This window comes from Methanothermobacter sp. DP, assembly GCF_026692625.1.
Taxonomy (GTDB): domain Archaea; phylum Methanobacteriota; class Methanobacteria; order Methanobacteriales; family Methanothermobacteraceae; genus Methanothermobacter; species Methanothermobacter marburgensis.
In genome coordinates this window covers 40,070-55,078 of sequence record NZ_CP113501.1, presented here as the reverse complement: position 1 = coordinate 55,078, position 15,009 = coordinate 40,070, and the positions used below count along the sequence as shown (strand labels likewise).

The following is a 15,009-nucleotide window of genomic DNA, read 5'->3' as shown; positions in this document are numbered from 1 at the left end:
TATTTTACAATCCTCAGATTCATCCCCCAAAGGATTCAAGTGAGGATCTTGCCTCCTCAAGGGCCTCATGGATTTTATCCTTTCCTTTACCGGCTCCCTGTGCAAGGTGTGGCTTTCCACCGCCTCCACCACCAAGGACCCCTGCAGCTGATGCTATAACCTCATTTATCCTTAAACCCCTTTTGACAGCGTCATCAGAGGCTGCCCCAACTATCTGGCCCTCTGAATTTGCAAGGATAACTGCATCAGCGGATTCTGTGAGTTCAAGGGCCATGTTCTTCATTTCATCCATGTCAGCCTCAACCGTGTCTATGATGACCCTCAGGCCGTTTAGTTCCTCCACCCTATCCCTTACCTCCAGGATTTTGAGTGAAGCCATTTCCTCCTTGAGGCGTGAAACCTCATTTCTGAGGGCCTTCCACTCTGTGAAGAATCTTTCAGAGGTGCGTGGAAGCTGTGATGGTGTTACCTTGAATACATCTGCACTTTCCCTCAGTATATCCCGGTTTTTCTGCATGAGTTCAATGGCCGATGCCCCTGCAGAGAATTCTATCCTCTCAACACCATCCTGTATGCGTTCGGTCCTGTTGATCATTATGAGGCCTATGTCCCCTGTTCTCTTAACATGGGTCCCTGCACATGCCTGCACATCCACGTCTGGAATCTCAACAACCCTTATCATGGAGCCCGGCACAACGCCCCCCTGGTAGAGTATGAATCCGTACCTTTTCTCTGCAATGTCCCTGTCCATCCAAGTGACATCAAGGGGGATGTTTCTCATGACGTATTCGTTGGCCAGCCTCTCTATCTCATCAAGTTCCTCCTGAGTTATCCTCCTGTAATGTGAGAGGTCTATCCTTGAACTTTTAACACCCTTCTGGGCCCCTGCCTGCCATATGTGGTCTCCAAGGACCCTCCTTGCAGCTGCAACTATGAGGTGGGTGGCTGTGTGGTTTCTTGTAAGCTGAAGTCTTCTATCTGAATCAATCCAGCCCCTTACAGTTTCCCCTTGTTTGAGGCAGATTTCATCGTCTGTCCTGTGGAGTACCACATTACCTATCTTCTCTGCATGCTTTATCTGGATCCTGCAGCCGTCTGATTCAATGTATCCTGTGTCAGATGGCTGGCCTCCTCCCTCAGGGTAAAAGAGTGTTCTATCAAGTATGACGCCGTCCTCATATACCCCCAGCACAGTGGCTTCGAATTCCAGTTCATCGGGTTGTTCATAGAAGAGGAGCTCTGTCTGGGGGTAGTCAAGATGAATGTCCTCCTCTGGGGTTTCAGTTTCAGCCTCATTCATCTCTGCAACCAGGGTGTAGAAGTTGTCAGGGATTTTAACACTGAACCCTGATTCCTCTGCTATCTCCTTTATGGTTTCAGGGGGGATTCCATGGGAGTCATATAGTTTTATAAGGATTTCAAGGGGCATCTCGCTCTTATTATCCTTCCTGAGGTATTTTATGGTCTTCTCCACAATCCTCCGGCCCCTTGTCACGGTCTTTGCATACCTGTGTTCCTCAAGGTCTATGATGCTAAGTATGTGTTCATGGTGCTCCCTTATCTCAGGGTAATGACCCTCAAGGAACTCCACCTGGATGTTCATTATATCCTTCAGGGACTCCCTCATGCCGAGTTCCTTCATGAGCCTAAGTGTCCTCCGGATTATGAGCCTCGCAAGGTAGCCCTCCTTTACATTTGAGGGTATGACACCATCTGCAAGCATGAAGGCAAGACAGCGCGTATGATCGGCTATGGCATAAATGGACTCCATGGGGGCTGCTGCACGCTCGAGTTCAGTGGCTGAGATTCCAAGTTTATCAGCAACCCTTTTTCGAAGTTCCCTGAGATCAGCATAGGTTTCTATATCCATCATCCCGGCTACACGGGCATTTTCTGCCAGTATCTCCTCGTTGACCTCCACGCCTGTCAGTTCAATCAGCTTCTCAATTACCGGGCCAAAGCATGCGTCGTAGGCTGTTGGTGTCCCCTGGGATATCCAGGCAAATCTCTCAAGCCCATAGCCGGTGTCAACTATTTTGAGTGGGATCTCCTCCCTGCCACCATCTGGTAGGGTGCGGTACTGTATAAAAACGAGGGTCGCCAGTTCGACGCCACGGACACAGACCTCATAGCAGGGCCCCTCGTTTCCGCCACCCTGCCACCAGGATTCTATGAAGGTTATCTCAGATGGATCAATGCCTATGTGAGTCAGGAATTCGTGGCAGTACTTTATTGTCTCTTCTTCCCAGTAAACTGTGTTATCTTCAGAGTTGAATGCGTGGTGTCCGCCCATGGTGAAGCATGTGAGGTGTCTCCCTGTTCTTCCAACGTTATCAACGTCGTTGAGTCTTATTGACGGCTGTGCAACAACAAGAGGGTTTGCAGGTGGCTTCACAAGGCCGGATGTCACCCATGGCTGAAAGTTGTATATGGATGCTCCAACAAGAAACACGTCGTCCCGCCAGCGCTTTGCAAGTACCGGATATCTTCTGATGGGCTCATGGCCCCTTTCAGCGAAAAATTCTATGAATTCATCCTGTATCTCGTACAGGTCATAGCTCCTCGAGGTTGCGGGATTTCCTATAAAATCGTATTCATCACAGGGGGCATCTCCACATGTTCTGCGTTCTCTTATTGACCAGAAGGTATTCCCACAGGACTCGCATTCATATTTTCTGTAACCCAGTTCTTCAAGCTGACGAGACATGGTAATCATTGAAAACAGTTTTTTATAAATAGAATCAGAATCAGGAAAAATAAATTTTTTGCCATTTGTTATGGCAGGAAAAAATAGAAAAGAGTTTAACCGAAGAGTGCGCCAAGACCGGCTGCTGCTTCCTCTTCAGCTTCCTCTTCTTCCTCCTCTTCTTCCTCTTCTTCTTCAGCCTCTTCAGCTGCTGCTGCAGGTGCTGCGGCGGCTGCAGGTGCTGCTGCTACAGCTGTTGTTTCCATTGCCTCTTCAATGTCCACATCTTCAAGGGCTGCTATTAGAGCCTTGACCCTTGCATCATCCACTTCAGCGCCTGCTGCTTCAAGGACACTTTTAACGTTTTCTTCGTTGATCTCCTTACCGGTTGTGTGCAGTAACATTGCTGCGTATATGTATTCCATATGATCACCTCAAATTTTTATTTTTTTAGGTTAACTATGCCAGTAAAGCGTTTATCCGAAGAGTGCGCCGAGACCAGCGGCTGCATCCTCTTCTTCCTCTTCTTCTTCATCTTCAGCTTCTTCTTCAACCTCTTCCTCTTTCTCTTCAGGGGCGGGTGCTGCTGCCCTTGAAGACAATTTATCCCTCAGTTCATCATCAACTGCTTCAGCGTTAACCTCTGCAGCTGCAGCGGCCAGTGCAAGCATCTGGGCATAGGCCTTTGCAAGCAGCAGATCAGTTGTCTCTGAGGTGAGGATTGATGCATTGTATGCAAGGTTGAATGACTTCGAAGCAGCCTTCTGGATAATCGCAGGCATTGTTTCGCGTGTGTATATGACTGCGTTAACTGATAGGTTAAATGCCTGTGAAAATGCTTTCTGAATGTCAGATAAGGTTTTTTCCTCATCTATAGTCAGGATGTCTGCTGTGTAGACTGTCTGATTTTCATATGCTGCCCTGAGGTCTATTCCAACCTCAAGTGGCTGTATATCCAGCCTTGTTAATATCCCTGCCACCTTGGGGGGTATCTCCTCCCCGGCCTTCACCACAACGTGGTCATTTGAAACCACGATCTTTCCCTTCTCGATCTTGGCGGGGATGCCTATCTGCTGAAGTTCCCCCAGGATTGGGCCCGGGGCAAAGCCGGTATCCCCCTTGGGGACAACTATATCTGCCGGAGCTATGGCGCCTGGCTTGGCAGGGGCAGGGGTTTTGCTGTCCTCAAGAATCTTGAAGAGTTTGAATGGGTTCATATCAGTGAATATGAGTGCAGGCTGGCCCTCCATATAATCAGAGAGGGAATCAACGTTTTCAAGTTCTTTGCCAGCTTTTTCCAGGGCAAGGCTGATCAGTGTCTTCTTTGACATTCTGATGAGTGCACTGTCACGGAGTGTCTGGCGCATCTTCTGTAGCTGTCTTGCAGGTATATCTGCAAGGTTAGCTATACCAACCACTTCATGACTTTTGATGAGGTCCTGGAGCTCCTGAACCTCCTTCTTCTTCCATTCAGCCACGTGAGCCATTTAAATCACCCTCACTACCGGGCCCATGGTCGTTTTAACGTACATGGACTTAAGCTGGTTTCTGCCCTTCTCAAGTTTGCGGTCAATTGTCTGCAGAACCGCCTCTATGTTCTCGGCAAGTTTCTCATCATCCATATCCTCTGTGCCAACCACGGTGTGAACCACAGGCTGGTCCTTGATTCTCACCTTGACAGTGTCCCTGAGTTTCTTGAGTATGGGCTCCGGGTTTATTGTTGCTGGCACCGGTTTTGGCATCTTCTTTCTGGGTCCAAGAACCGGTCCAAGGAACCGCCCCACCAGGGGCATCATGTCTGCCTGGGCCACAAAGAATTCATAGCTGTTGGCAAGTTTCTTTGCTTCCTTTCGGTTTTTGCCAAGTTCTTCAAGTTCATCCTTGGTTATCACAAGGTCGGCTCCAGCGTTCTTAGCCTGGAGAGCCAGTTCCCCATCGGCGATCACGGCGATTTTCACATCTTTACCGCGGCCGTTGGGTAGAGAAACTTCCTCGTCAAACCTGTTCTCTGGTTTGTTGACGTCAAGGTCCTTGATGTTAAGAATAACATCCATGGACTGTGTGAAGTTTCTCGGCCTTGAAAGTTCCTTGGCCTTCTTCACCGCTTCCATAATCTCCTGTTGCATTTCTGAATCCTCCATGAACTTCAAAAAATAAGTTCATATGATGGGGTTAGTTATGTGATTCTCAAGATTTATAAATTTTTATGATGTGAGGAGGTCATCATAGACTCCCTGATCAACTTCCCTCTGAACCTCCCTGGGGTCCTTGCCGTTCACTGTTACGCCCATGCTCACGCAGGTACCCATGATCTCCTTGACTGCACGTTTGTAGTCGTTTGAGAGGAGGGCATCGAACTTCATCCTTGCTATCTTCAGCACCTGCTCCATGGAGATGTCTGCTATCTTGTCCATGCCAGGGTCCTGTGAACCCTTCTCGATCTTGAGTTCATCCATGATCAGGGCGGTTGTTGGTGGCGTACCAACCTCAACCTCAAAGTCCCTTGTGTCGGTATCAACTATGATCTTAACCGGGACCTTCATTCCCTCGAAATCCGCGGTCTTGCGGTTTATCTCCTCAACAACCTGCATCATGTTAATTCCAAGCGGACCAATCGCAGGACCCAGTGGCGGTCCTGGAGTGGCTTTTCCACCATCAATAAGAATTTCAACGGTTTCTTTAGCCATTAATCAGCCTCCTTTTGTATTATTCTAATCTGATCACCTTTAACTGTTACAGGAATTGGCACTGCAGCCTCTATGAGTTCAAGTACAACTTCCTCTCTGGATTCATCTATACGGATAACCTTTGCCCTTTCACCCTTGAATGGCCCTGAGATCAGCTCAACGATGCTGCCCTTCTTAATGGATGATATTATGGGCTCAGGTTTGAGGAACCTCTTAACCTCCTCGAACTCTATCTTCGCTTCGCCCTCGGTTTTTCCCTCAACAACACCCCTGAGGTGGGGAACCCTTATGGCAGGGTTTCTCATGTCGATCTTTGACGAGGACTCAACAAGGATGTAGCCCCTGAGGGACTCCGGAACAAGAATCGCGTTTATCTCAATACCACTATCCCTTACCTTCCTGGCCAGCATCCTTGCCACATTCTTCTCCTGACCCACCGAGGTCTTAAGGGCATAGATGGAATTTTTACTATCTTCCATTAAGAACACAACCTCATATATATAATTCACTGTGACTTTTCAGTAAGAGTTAACCACCCAGTAACTGGGCAATTATACTTATTATGAATCCTATTACACCTATTAATATTATACCGATACCTGTCACCTTTGACACGTTGAGGTATTCGTCCCTTGTGGGTTTCTTTGATACCTTCAATACCCTCTTTGACTGCTTGATAAAATTCAGAACAGAATCCCTGTATTTCATGATTTATCCCCGCTAATTTATAATGATTAAAAACAAGGATGATGATCGGGATGAGTGATGGAGTAATCTATCCTTCAAGATTTATAAATGTTTTCATTGATGTGGGGGTATGTGGAAGAAATATCAGAATACTCCATCTATAAATTCTTCCAGAACAGACTCATCCACAGAGTCCTTCTCCCGCTGTTTTTCCTCGAAGAACTCCTTCTCTGCAGAACCATGTGAGCCGTATATGTAAGGTGACCTCACGCCCGCAACAACAATCGTTGTTCTTATAACGTTCTGCAGTTCATCCTGAATCTGCGCACCCCATATTATGTTTGCATCGGGATCCAGTTCCTCGGCAACAACCTCAACTATCCTTTCGGCCTCCTGAAGTGTCAGGTCGGAGCTTCCAGAGATATTGATAAGTGCACCCTTTGCATTGGATATGTCCAGATCAAGTAGCGGGCTGTTAAGAGCCTCGTAAACTGATTCAAGGGCCCTGTCACCTGCTTCGGCTTCACCCATTCCAATCATTGCCATTCCTGAACCCTTCATTATGCTCCTAACATCAGCAAAGTCAAGGCTCACAAGACCTGGCCTGGTTATGAGTTCCGTTATACCCTTAACGGCCCTTCCAAGGATTTCATCTGCAACCATGAATGCCTTGTTGAGGGGAAGGTTGGGTGCAACCTCAAGAAGCTTGTCATTGGGGATCACTATCACGGTATCGGCAGCACTCTGAAGTTTCTCAAGACCCTTCTCAGCATTCTCCCTTCTTTTAAGGCCCTCTGCACTGAAGGGCATGGTTGCGACTGCTATTGTGAGTGCACCGGCCTTTTTGGCCAGCTTGGATATCACAGGTGCCGATCCGGTTCCTGTGCCTCCCCCGAGACCGCAGGTCACAAAGACCATGTCAGCCCCTTCAAGCTCCCTGCGGATATCATCCTCACTTTCCTCGGCACATTCCTCTCCAACTTCAGGTACTCCGCCCGCGCCAAGACCCCCACATACATTCCTTCCTATGAGCAGCTTCCGGTTAGCAACCGTGTAGAAGAGGTCCTGGGCATCTGTGTTAATGGCTATTGTCTCAGCACCCTCAACTCCTATTTCACTGAGCCTTGTTACGGTGTTGTTACCCGCCCCGCCGGTCCCAACAACGTATATCTTTGCCCTGCTATTTTCGATTATTTCCCGAAGTTCCTGGTCGATTTCTGAGTTCATCGAGATGGAAGATGGCTTTTCCCTTTTCTCAGATTCCTTTATGGCATCGTTAATGAATTTCAATTACTACCCCCACATTTATCTATGAAATATGTTATTGTGATAAGACATATTTAAAAGCAACGGTTAAAGCGGCACCAATTACCCCATGGGTCCCGATCAAAATTAAAAATCAGTTTCTGTGACCTCTGAAAATACCGGTACAATGTTGGGGCAAAATGGAATTATGGTATGGTCACCGGGCCATGAAAATCATGAATTCCGGCAACCCGCCCATACCATGCAGGTGCCGGACTATGGCCTTGGCATCGCAATGATCTCATGGATTCTCAGGTCAAATACGCTGTTCATATGCGCCGGTGTGAGAACCAGGGCCGTGTCAGCGCCCCATGCCGTGCCGCCTATGGCTATGACCTCCCTGTCAACAGGTATAAGGCCTGCGTCAGCTGCCATTATAGATATCTCAACACATACCTTGAAGCCCTGTGAAACCATCCTGAGGGTTTCGGCCATCACCTCAACAGGTGTGACTCCGCCGAACTTATTTGATATCCCCCTTCCAACACCGCTGAGTGCATGTGAACCTGCATATACACTGACGCCCCTTTCAATCAGTTTCTCCCTCATGTCGGGTTCAAGTTCAAGTTTACCCTTCTCCCTGAAACCGGCGTGGTGTGTTACAGAAACAATGTTTTCCTCAACCATCTCAGACAACCTGAGTGCTGTTTCACCGGATACCGAGGCCACCACAAAGTCCCTGATCCCCAGTTTATCTGCCCTTTCCTTAACAAGTTCAAGGACCCTTTCAGTGTTCTCCTTACCTGGTCTTTCAAAGTAACATATAGTTTCCATCACATGTACCACCACCTATTAATATATAATAAGATCCCAAAATAGTGATGGGACTCAACTTATAGAATCTCACTTTACGATAAGATCCCAGATAGTGGATGGGATTCAGATTGATATCCCATGAAACCTGTTATAAGAAAAATTATTTATAAAGGTAGTAAACATATGAATTTAAATTAATATGCCGTTGGTGTTTATTCTGACTCAATCCAGAAGGTGATAAAATGAACGCCTTTGACTTTCTCACACCTCCAAGGCGTGGGAAACCCAGAAAAAATGGAATAACCATGGTTCTCGATAAGGGAATGGGCATTAAAACAGCCCGTGACCTCATGGAGATTTCATCAGATTACGTTGATTTCATAAAGTTTGGATGGGGAACCCTTCCCCTCCACAGACGTGATGCTGTCATGGAAAAAATAGAGATGTACCGTTCATTCGATGTGGAGGCCTATCCAGGGGGCACCCTATTTGAGATCGCCTACCTCAACGATAAAATTCAGGAGTACTTTGACGAGGCAAGAAGCCTTGGTTTTGAAACACTGGAAATATCAAATGGAACCGTTGAGATTGAAACCGATGAAAAATGTGAACTTATAGAGAAAGCGGTCAACGAGGGCTTCCAGATCATATCAGAGGTTGGTAAAAAGGACCCTGTAAGGGACAGACTCCTCAGCCCGGAGGATAGGGTTGAACTTGTCAGGGCCGACCTTGAAGCTGGAGCCTGCATGGTGCTCATGGAGGCCCGGGAGAGCGGCCATAATATAGGTATATACGATGAGAATGGAAACGTAAAGGAGGAGGAATTCAACCACCTCCTCAATGAACTCCCACAGGATAGGATAATATGGGAGGCCCCAAAGAAAAACCAGCAGGTTTACTTCATACTGAAAATAGGACCAGACGTTAACCTTGGAAACATACCCCCCGAAGAGATAACAGCCCTTGAAACCATAAGAAGAGGCTTGAGGGGAGATACTCTCGGAAAGGTGAATCTTTAATGATAGAGAAAATCACAGTAATCGGCGGTTATGACAAATACGGAGAGAAGGAACCGGTTGAGAAGGTTGAAATAAGAAAAGGTGAAATTTTCGGTGTGGTCGGCCCAACAGGAAGCGGTAAAAGCTCACTTATAGGTGACATTGAACAGCTGGCCCAGAAGGACACCTTCTCCAAGAGAAAAATCCTGGTGAACGACGAAGAGCCAAGTTACGAGGACCGTACAAACCCCCGAAAGAAGATGGTGGCCCAGCTCTCCCAGAACATGAACTTCCTGGCGGACATGACAGTGGGGGAGTTTCTCAGCCTTCACGCCAAGTGCAGGGGTGCCAGTGAAAAGTGTGTGGATCGTGTGATTCAACTTGCAAACACCCTCACCGGTGAACCCATCAAAAAGGAGCACGACCTCACAATACTGAGCGGGGGGCAGTCAAGGGCCCTCATGGTTGCGGATGTGGCCATAATAAGTGACTCTCCCATAGTGCTCATAGATGAAATTGAAAATGCAGGTATAAGGAAACACGATGCGCTCAAGGTGCTGGCAGGACACGGTAAAATCGTTCTGGTTGTAACCCACGACCCTGTGCTTGCACTCATGACCGACAAGAGGATAGTTATGAAGCATGGTGGTATGCAGAAGATAGTTACAACAACACCCCAGGAGAAGGAGATATCCCGTGAACTCAACAAGATAGATGAACTCATGCTCAGCCTCCGTGAGAAGGTGAGGAGGGGAGAGCTGGTTGAGAGCATAGACCTCACAGAGATAATAAAAGGAAGCTGAAAGCTGCACCAGTTACAGAAGGGAAGCATATGAGAATGGTAATAGTTGCTGGAACACCAGGATCCGGAAAAACAGCAGTCCTCATGCACACACTGAAGAGCCTCAAGGCGAGGGGATTCAATTCATCGGTGGTTAAAATAGACTGCCTATACACCGATGACGACAAGAAGTTTGAGAAGATAGGGGCACCCACCCTTGTGGGCCTCTCAATGGATATGTGCCCGGACCACTACGCCATCTACAACATAGATGATATGATAAAATGGGCCGAGAAGAATGAATCAGACTTCCTCATCATTGAGACAGCAGGGTTGTGTCACAGGTGCGCACCCTACACAAAGAACTGCCTAGGTGTCTGCGTCATAGACGCTACAAGCGGCCCCAACACACCCCTCAAGGTTGGGCCCTTCCTCTCAACCGCAGACATCGCTGTGGTTACCAAGGGGGATATGATATCCCAGGCAGAGAGGGAAATATTCAGGGAGCGTATACTGGAGGTTAACCCATCGGCAAAGATAATAGAGGCAAATGGCCTCAGCGGACAGGGATGCATGGAACTTGCAGAGGAAATGATAGAGAGCAGAGAGGTTTCCCTTGAAAACGAGGAACTCCGTCACTCAGCACCCCTTGCAGTCTGCACCCTCTGTGTGGGTGAGACAAGGGTCAATAAGAAGCACCACAGGGGAATACTCAGAAGGATAGACGGCTTCCAGACCTATGAGGGAGAATGAAAAGAGGGTCTTTCAGATGCCAGGAGACAGATCACTCAGAGAAAGGATTACAGAACTTCTTCCCGGATACAACTGCGGTATCTGCGGCTATGCAAGGTGCGATGAATATGCCTCTGCACTCCTCAAGGGGCGGACAGAGATCGACAGATGCCACTTCATGTACCAGGAGCTTTTTACAGAAAACCTTCAGAAGCTCCAGGAGATCCTCAAGGAGGAGAACCTTCTACCGGAGGAGAAGAAGGTTGTGGGTGTCCTTGACGGGTACGAGGCAGATTTCATACTGAAGCCCCTCCCTGAGGAGGGTTCATGCAGGGAGGTACTCTTTCCATTTTCAAGGGCTGAACTCAAAAAGGGGGATATAATCCGTTACAGGCCCCTGGGGTGCCCCATAACCCACTTTGCAGAAATACTGGACGAAAACAACGGACTCATAACTGTCCACATCGTGGGCCCATGTCACCGCCTTGGCAACGAGGACTTTGATTTCAGGGACATCGGGGTCTGCCTGGTGGGGGGCTTCGAGGGCATGATCGATGGGGAACTCCCCAACATAGGTGACACCGTGAGATTCCTCCCGGCCCACTGCATGATGCAGAAGGTCCACTCAGGTGTCGTGGTGCAGCTTGAAGGCAGGAGGGCCATCATAGAGGGCATAGACCTCAAGGTCTGGGCCCCGCCTGTGAGGGCCAGATGAACCTGCATCAATTTCTGAATGTTTAATTGATAGGAGCATGCCTTTGAGGACAGAACATGCCCAGAGATGGATACACCACGGTACCTGTGAGGACAGACTACATAAAGCCTGGTGAGGGTTTATGGAAAATCGTGGAGAGGGCAGGTGAACTGGTAAATGATGGGGATTTCCTTGTGGTCTCTGAAACCCCAATCTCAGTTGCCCAGGGAAACCTCGTTGATGAATCAGAATTTGAAGCCTCCAGGACCGCCATCATTCTTGCAGACCTCTGGTCAAAGTACATCTGGGGCCATATTCTCGGGCCCATTTTTGGAATAAAGGAAAGAACCCTGAAAAACCTCAGAAAGCTCCCACCTGAGGCAAGAAACCATAAGGAGGTTGTGCTCAGGTATTACGGCCTGAAACATGCCCTTAAACCGGCTTCTGAGGCTGGAATTGATTTGAGCAACGTCCCCGGCACATATGTTTCACTTCTTCCTGAAAACCCTGTGGGTGCTGCAAAATCCATTGCAGAGGCGATTCTGAGTAAATTCGGTGTCGATGTCACCGTGGTTGTTATTGACACCGACGCGACCTACCGAATCCTTGGGAGGTATTTCACATCACTTCCCACAGCTGCACCGGGTATAATCTCAGATACCGGGTTCCTGGGTTACATTGCAGGGAGGTTTTCCAGGAAAAGATGGCCAACCCCCCTTGCATCATCAAGGCCCATCGCCACTGAGGTACTCCTTGAGGTGGCATCCGTCGCCGAAGATTACCATGAAAGGCAGAGCAGCAGAAAAACCGTGTATGATATGGCCAGTGAACTTGAAAGTGAACCCGAAACAGTTACAGTTGAAATGCTGTCCTCACTGGAACATGTACCGGCGGTTATTGTTAGACCCCCGCTGAAGTGAGGGGCTCATGATTTTATAAAATTTTAAATAAGATTAGGCACATAAATTGGAGTGCACTCAAAAAATTTGATTGATTCAGCATACCCTGTATGCAGTTATTTCTCAAAGCTGGAGGATTTCAATTGATTGATGATCAGATGCTACAAGAGTTGATCCATGAGATTATCACTGAGGAGGAAGAGGATGAGGCAGTGCCAGTTCTGGAGTGCCTCATGAAGGGGAAGGTAACAGATGAGGAGATTTCAGAGAAAACCCAGCTTAAACTCAACATAGTCCGGAGGATACTCTACAAGCTCTATGATGCGGGCGTGGCAAGCTACAAGAGAAGCAAGGACCCTGAAACACAGTGGTACACCTACACATGGAAATTTGAACCAGAAAAGGTTACAGAGATGATAAAGAGGAAGCACAGCGAAATAGTTAAAAACCTCAGGGAAGCCCTGGACTTTGAGGAGAACAACATGTTCTTTGTATGTGTAAACGGCCATTACCGCTTCACCTTCGATGAGGCTGCTGAAGAGAACTTCACATGCCCTGAATGCGGCTCTGAAATGGAATTCATGGACAACTCTGAAATAATACAGCAGCTGAAGGATGAGCTGAGCCTCTACGAAAACAACGGTTTTGATACTGCCCACACCCATACTCTGAATTCCTAGAAATCACGAATTTTGATTAAAAGGGTGTTGTCTTGAGCATCCATCTACTTAGAAGTGCTGGATGTCCCGAATGGGTGGTGGACCACTCACTGGCCGTCAGAAAAAAGGCCCTTGAACTGGCAGAAAACCTCCCTGTTAACAGAGAACTTGTTGAAGAGGGTGCCCTGCTTCATGATATAGGCCGCTGCAGGACCAGTGGAGTTGAGCATGCAGTTGAGGGGGCCCGTATCCTCAGGGAACTCGGTTACCCTGTGGAGGTCATCAGGATAGTTGAGAGGCATGTGGGTGCAGGGATACCTGATGACGAGGCTGATACCCTGGGACTTCCGCCTGGAAACTACATGCCAGAGACCCTTGAAGAGAAGATTGTGGCCCACGCAGATAACCTCATAAATGGCTCAGATGAGGTTGATATTGATTTTGTGATTAAAAAATGGTCTGATCGTCTTGGAAAGAATCATCCATCAATAGATCGCCTCAGAAAACTTCATGAAGAACTCATGGAGATGTCAAGATAGTGGGGGCTAGAGCAGCGGGCCAAACATCCCCATCCACACGTGTTTGCCAGACCATCACTATTAATTACATAAAGACGTTATAACTTATTAAGAGCCAACTGCAGCAGGGGTTGTTATGAAGGAACAGGACAGGGAATGTTTATGCCCGGATTGCCCGAGTTATCCCGGTCACGGGGACGATGAGATGCTCTTCTGTGCCACCGGGAGCAGCAGATACGAGGTTAATGAAAGGGGATGTCTCTGCGCATCATGCCCTGTTTATCAGAAATATGGCCTCAGGGAACTCTATTTCTGTAACATGGAATCACTGAATGGTATCCGTATGAGGAGGGAAGGTCGCTCCGAAAGTCACAGTGACTACATGAACATAATCCATATCAAGGAGGCTGCAGGAACAGGTGAAGCGCCCCTGGAGTCAATGGGATCTCAAAAGAGGCTGCCGCTTGGACTTGATGACATACACTTTGTACCGGCACAGGTGTCCTCCATACCCCTAAACGCAGAGGACCCTGTGAAAACAGGTGTTACCATAGGGGAGATGGCAGACAAACCCCTGAAACTGAGCTCCCCCATAATGATAAGCGGCATGAGCTATGGTGCAGTCTCAAAAAATACAAGGATGGCCATTGCATCCACTGCAGCAAAACTGGGGATAGGCTTCAATTCAGGTGAGGGTGGTGTCCTCGAATATGAGATGAAGAAGGCTGGAGAGTACCTCATAGTCCAGTATTCAACAGGGAGATTCGGGGTCACAGAGGATATACTTCAGAGGACCGCTGCCATAGAGATAAGGTTCGGTCAGGGTGCATACCCCGGTAAAGGGAGTTATCTGCCCCCTGAAAAAATCACCGACGATGTGGCACGGGTTCGTGGACTTAAAGAAGGTGAGGGCTCATATTCTCCCGCACATCACCCTGACATCAGAAACCCTGAGGAGCTCAGAGAGAAGGTATCATACCTAAGGGAACTCTCTGGAGGTTCTCCCATTGGTGCCAAGATCGGATGTGGAAACGTTGAGGACGATGTGAAAGCCCTCCTTGATGCCGGTGTTGACTTCATAGCTCTAGATGGATTTGGAGGGGGTACAGGTGCCGTTAACCCGCATATAAGGGACAGCACAGGCATACCACTCACTGCGGCCATACCCCGGGCCGCCAAGGTTATTGTCAACGAGGGCCTTGAGGGTAGAGTATCCCTGATTGCAGGGGGAGGCCTCAGGACAGGGGCTGATATGGCCAAATGCCTTGCCCTAGGGGCAGATGCAGTTTACATAGGTACCGCGGCCCTTATTGCCATGAACTGCCAGCAGCACAGGCTATGCCATACAGGGATGTGTCCAACGGGTATAACCACCCATGACCCTGCCCTTGTGAAGCACCTGGACACCAAGAAGGCTGCTGAAAGGCTTGAAAACTATATAAGAGTATCAACAGCCGAAATCGCTGATTTTGCAAGGATAACCGGAAAGGATGATATTAAAAAACTGAATCACGAGGACCTTGTAGCCCTTAAAAAGGATGTGGCAGAACTCACAGGTCTCAGATGGTTGAATGGTCTTTAACCCACAGTAAGGAGTCATGATAAAA

The 15,009-nt window shown here is 48.2% G+C and carries 17 protein-coding genes; 8 read left to right on the top strand and 9 right to left on the bottom strand.

The genetic code is table 11. The features are described 5' to 3' along the window. Positions 1-19: 19 nt before the first annotated feature. The 9 genes from alaS to OXN82_RS00205 all read right to left on the bottom strand — a co-directional run bounded on the left by alaS (position 20) and on the right by OXN82_RS00205 (position 8,142). The gene (gene alaS, locus OXN82_RS00245; RefSeq protein WP_321211508.1) at positions 20-2,716 is read right to left on the bottom strand and encodes an alanine--tRNA ligase; all 2,697 of its coding nucleotides are present in this window, start codon (positions 2,714-2,716) and stop codon (positions 20-22) included. Positions 2,717-2,802: 86 nt separating this feature from the next. Continuing rightward, entirely contained in the window at positions 2,803-3,111 is a 309-nt protein-coding gene (rpl12p, locus tag OXN82_RS00240) for a 50S ribosomal protein P1 (RefSeq protein WP_013295096.1), read from the bottom strand. A gap of 51 nt (positions 3,112-3,162) precedes the next feature. After that, on the bottom strand, positions 3,163-4,173 hold the full coding sequence (locus tag OXN82_RS00235) for a 50S ribosomal protein L10 (RefSeq protein WP_321211507.1): 1,011 nt from the start codon (positions 4,171-4,173) through the stop codon (positions 3,163-3,165). After that, positions 4,174-4,812 carry a 50S ribosomal protein L1 gene (locus tag OXN82_RS00230; protein WP_013295094.1) on the bottom strand — a complete coding sequence of 213 codons (639 nt, stop codon included), beginning with the start codon at positions 4,810-4,812 and terminating at the stop codon, positions 4,174-4,176. A 78-nt stretch (positions 4,813-4,890) separates the two neighbouring features. After that, positions 4,891-5,373 carry a 50S ribosomal protein L11 gene (locus tag OXN82_RS00225; RefSeq protein ID WP_321211506.1) on the bottom strand — a complete coding sequence of 161 codons (483 nt, stop codon included), beginning with the start codon at positions 5,371-5,373 and terminating at the stop codon, positions 4,891-4,893. Then, positions 5,373-5,852, bottom strand: coding sequence for a transcription elongation factor Spt5 (locus OXN82_RS00220; protein WP_300478887.1), 480 nt, complete (start codon positions 5,850-5,852; stop codon positions 5,373-5,375). The genes OXN82_RS00225 and OXN82_RS00220 overlap by 1 nt, the downstream gene beginning before the upstream one ends. Before the next feature lie 49 nt (positions 5,853-5,901). Continuing rightward, the gene (locus OXN82_RS00215; protein WP_013295091.1) at positions 5,902-6,081 is read right to left on the bottom strand and encodes a protein translocase SEC61 complex subunit gamma; all 180 of its coding nucleotides are present in this window, start codon (positions 6,079-6,081) and stop codon (positions 5,902-5,904) included. 123 nt (positions 6,082-6,204) lie between these two features. Continuing rightward, on the bottom strand, positions 6,205-7,350 hold the full coding sequence (ftsZ, locus tag OXN82_RS00210; protein ID WP_013295090.1) for a cell division protein FtsZ: 1,146 nt from the start codon (positions 7,348-7,350) through the stop codon (positions 6,205-6,207). Between the two features lie 231 nt (positions 7,351-7,581). After that, positions 7,582-8,142: a pyruvate kinase alpha/beta domain-containing protein gene (locus tag OXN82_RS00205; RefSeq protein ID WP_321211505.1), complete on the bottom strand. Its 561-nt coding sequence runs from the start codon at positions 8,140-8,142 to the stop codon at positions 7,582-7,584. Between the two features lie 221 nt (positions 8,143-8,363). On the opposite strand from OXN82_RS00205, the gene comA reads away from it, so the two are divergent. The 8 genes from comA to OXN82_RS00165 all read left to right on the top strand — a co-directional run bounded on the left by comA (position 8,364) and on the right by OXN82_RS00165 (position 14,984). Continuing rightward, positions 8,364-9,140 (top strand): phosphosulfolactate synthase, encoded by a 777-nt coding sequence (gene comA / locus OXN82_RS00200; RefSeq protein ID WP_321211504.1) that lies wholly within the window; start codon positions 8,364-8,366, stop codon positions 9,138-9,140. Beyond that, positions 9,140-9,922, top strand: a complete 783-nt coding sequence (locus OXN82_RS00195; RefSeq protein ID WP_321211503.1) for an ABC transporter ATP-binding protein — start codon at positions 9,140-9,142, stop codon at positions 9,920-9,922. Before comA ends, OXN82_RS00195 begins: the two co-directional genes overlap by 1 nt. A 29-nt stretch (positions 9,923-9,951) precedes the next feature. After that, a complete protein-coding gene (locus tag OXN82_RS00190; RefSeq protein ID WP_013295086.1) occupies positions 9,952-10,653 on the top strand; it encodes a GTP-binding protein in 702 nt (233 codons plus the stop codon). Positions 10,654-10,669: 16 nt separating this feature from the next. Beyond that, a complete protein-coding gene (locus tag OXN82_RS00185) occupies positions 10,670-11,347 on the top strand; it encodes a (Fe-S)-binding protein (RefSeq protein ID WP_321211502.1) in 678 nt (225 codons plus the stop codon). Between the two features lie 56 nt (positions 11,348-11,403). Then, the gene (locus tag OXN82_RS00180; protein ID WP_321211501.1) at positions 11,404-12,246 is read left to right on the top strand and encodes a coenzyme F420-0:L-glutamate ligase; all 843 of its coding nucleotides are present in this window, start codon (positions 11,404-11,406) and stop codon (positions 12,244-12,246) included. Between the two features lie 122 nt (positions 12,247-12,368). Next, complete coding sequence (gene tfe, locus OXN82_RS00175; protein WP_321211500.1) at positions 12,369-12,905, top strand: transcription factor E; 537 nt, start codon at positions 12,369-12,371, stop codon at positions 12,903-12,905. Between the two features lie 32 nt (positions 12,906-12,937). Then, positions 12,938-13,423, top strand: coding sequence for a TIGR00295 family protein (locus OXN82_RS00170; RefSeq protein ID WP_321211499.1), 486 nt, complete (start codon positions 12,938-12,940; stop codon positions 13,421-13,423). 115 nt (positions 13,424-13,538) lie between these two features. After that, positions 13,539-14,984: a glutamate synthase-related protein gene (locus OXN82_RS00165; protein WP_321211498.1), complete on the top strand. Its 1,446-nt coding sequence runs from the start codon at positions 13,539-13,541 to the stop codon at positions 14,982-14,984. Positions 14,985-15,009 lie beyond the last annotated feature (25 nt).

What these genes read in the sequence shown, in the direction of transcription:
- alaS (WP_321211508.1), bottom strand. Translation starts at nt 2,716, where the DNA reads ATGATTACCATGTCTCGTCAGCTTGAAGAACTGGGTTACAGAAAATAT.
- rpl12p (WP_013295096.1), bottom strand. Translation starts at nt 3,111, where the DNA reads ATGGAATACATATACGCAGCAATGTTACTGCACACAACCGGTAAGGAG.
- OXN82_RS00235 (WP_321211507.1), bottom strand. Translation starts at nt 4,173, where the DNA reads ATGGCTCACGTGGCTGAATGGAAGAAGAAGGAGGTTCAGGAGCTCCAG.
- OXN82_RS00230 (WP_013295094.1), bottom strand. Translation starts at nt 4,812, where the DNA reads ATGCAACAGGAGATTATGGAAGCGGTGAAGAAGGCCAAGGAACTTTCA.
- OXN82_RS00225 (WP_321211506.1), bottom strand. Translation starts at nt 5,373, where the DNA reads ATGGCTAAAGAAACCGTTGAAATTCTTATTGATGGTGGAAAAGCCACT.
- OXN82_RS00220 (WP_300478887.1), bottom strand. Translation starts at nt 5,852, where the DNA reads ATGGAAGATAGTAAAAATTCCATCTATGCCCTTAAGACCTCGGTGGGT.
- OXN82_RS00215 (WP_013295091.1), bottom strand. Translation starts at nt 6,081, where the DNA reads ATGAAATACAGGGATTCTGTTCTGAATTTTATCAAGCAGTCAAAGAGG.
- comA (WP_321211504.1), top strand. Translation starts at nt 8,364, where the DNA reads ATGAACGCCTTTGACTTTCTCACACCTCCAAGGCGTGGGAAACCCAGA.
- OXN82_RS00195 (WP_321211503.1), top strand. Translation starts at nt 9,140, where the DNA reads ATGATAGAGAAAATCACAGTAATCGGCGGTTATGACAAATACGGAGAG.
- OXN82_RS00190 (WP_013295086.1), top strand. Translation starts at nt 9,952, where the DNA reads ATGAGAATGGTAATAGTTGCTGGAACACCAGGATCCGGAAAAACAGCA.
- OXN82_RS00185 (WP_321211502.1), top strand. Translation starts at nt 10,670, where the DNA reads ATGCCAGGAGACAGATCACTCAGAGAAAGGATTACAGAACTTCTTCCC.
- OXN82_RS00180 (WP_321211501.1), top strand. Translation starts at nt 11,404, where the DNA reads ATGCCCAGAGATGGATACACCACGGTACCTGTGAGGACAGACTACATA.
- OXN82_RS00165 (WP_321211498.1), top strand. Translation starts at nt 13,539, where the DNA reads ATGAAGGAACAGGACAGGGAATGTTTATGCCCGGATTGCCCGAGTTAT.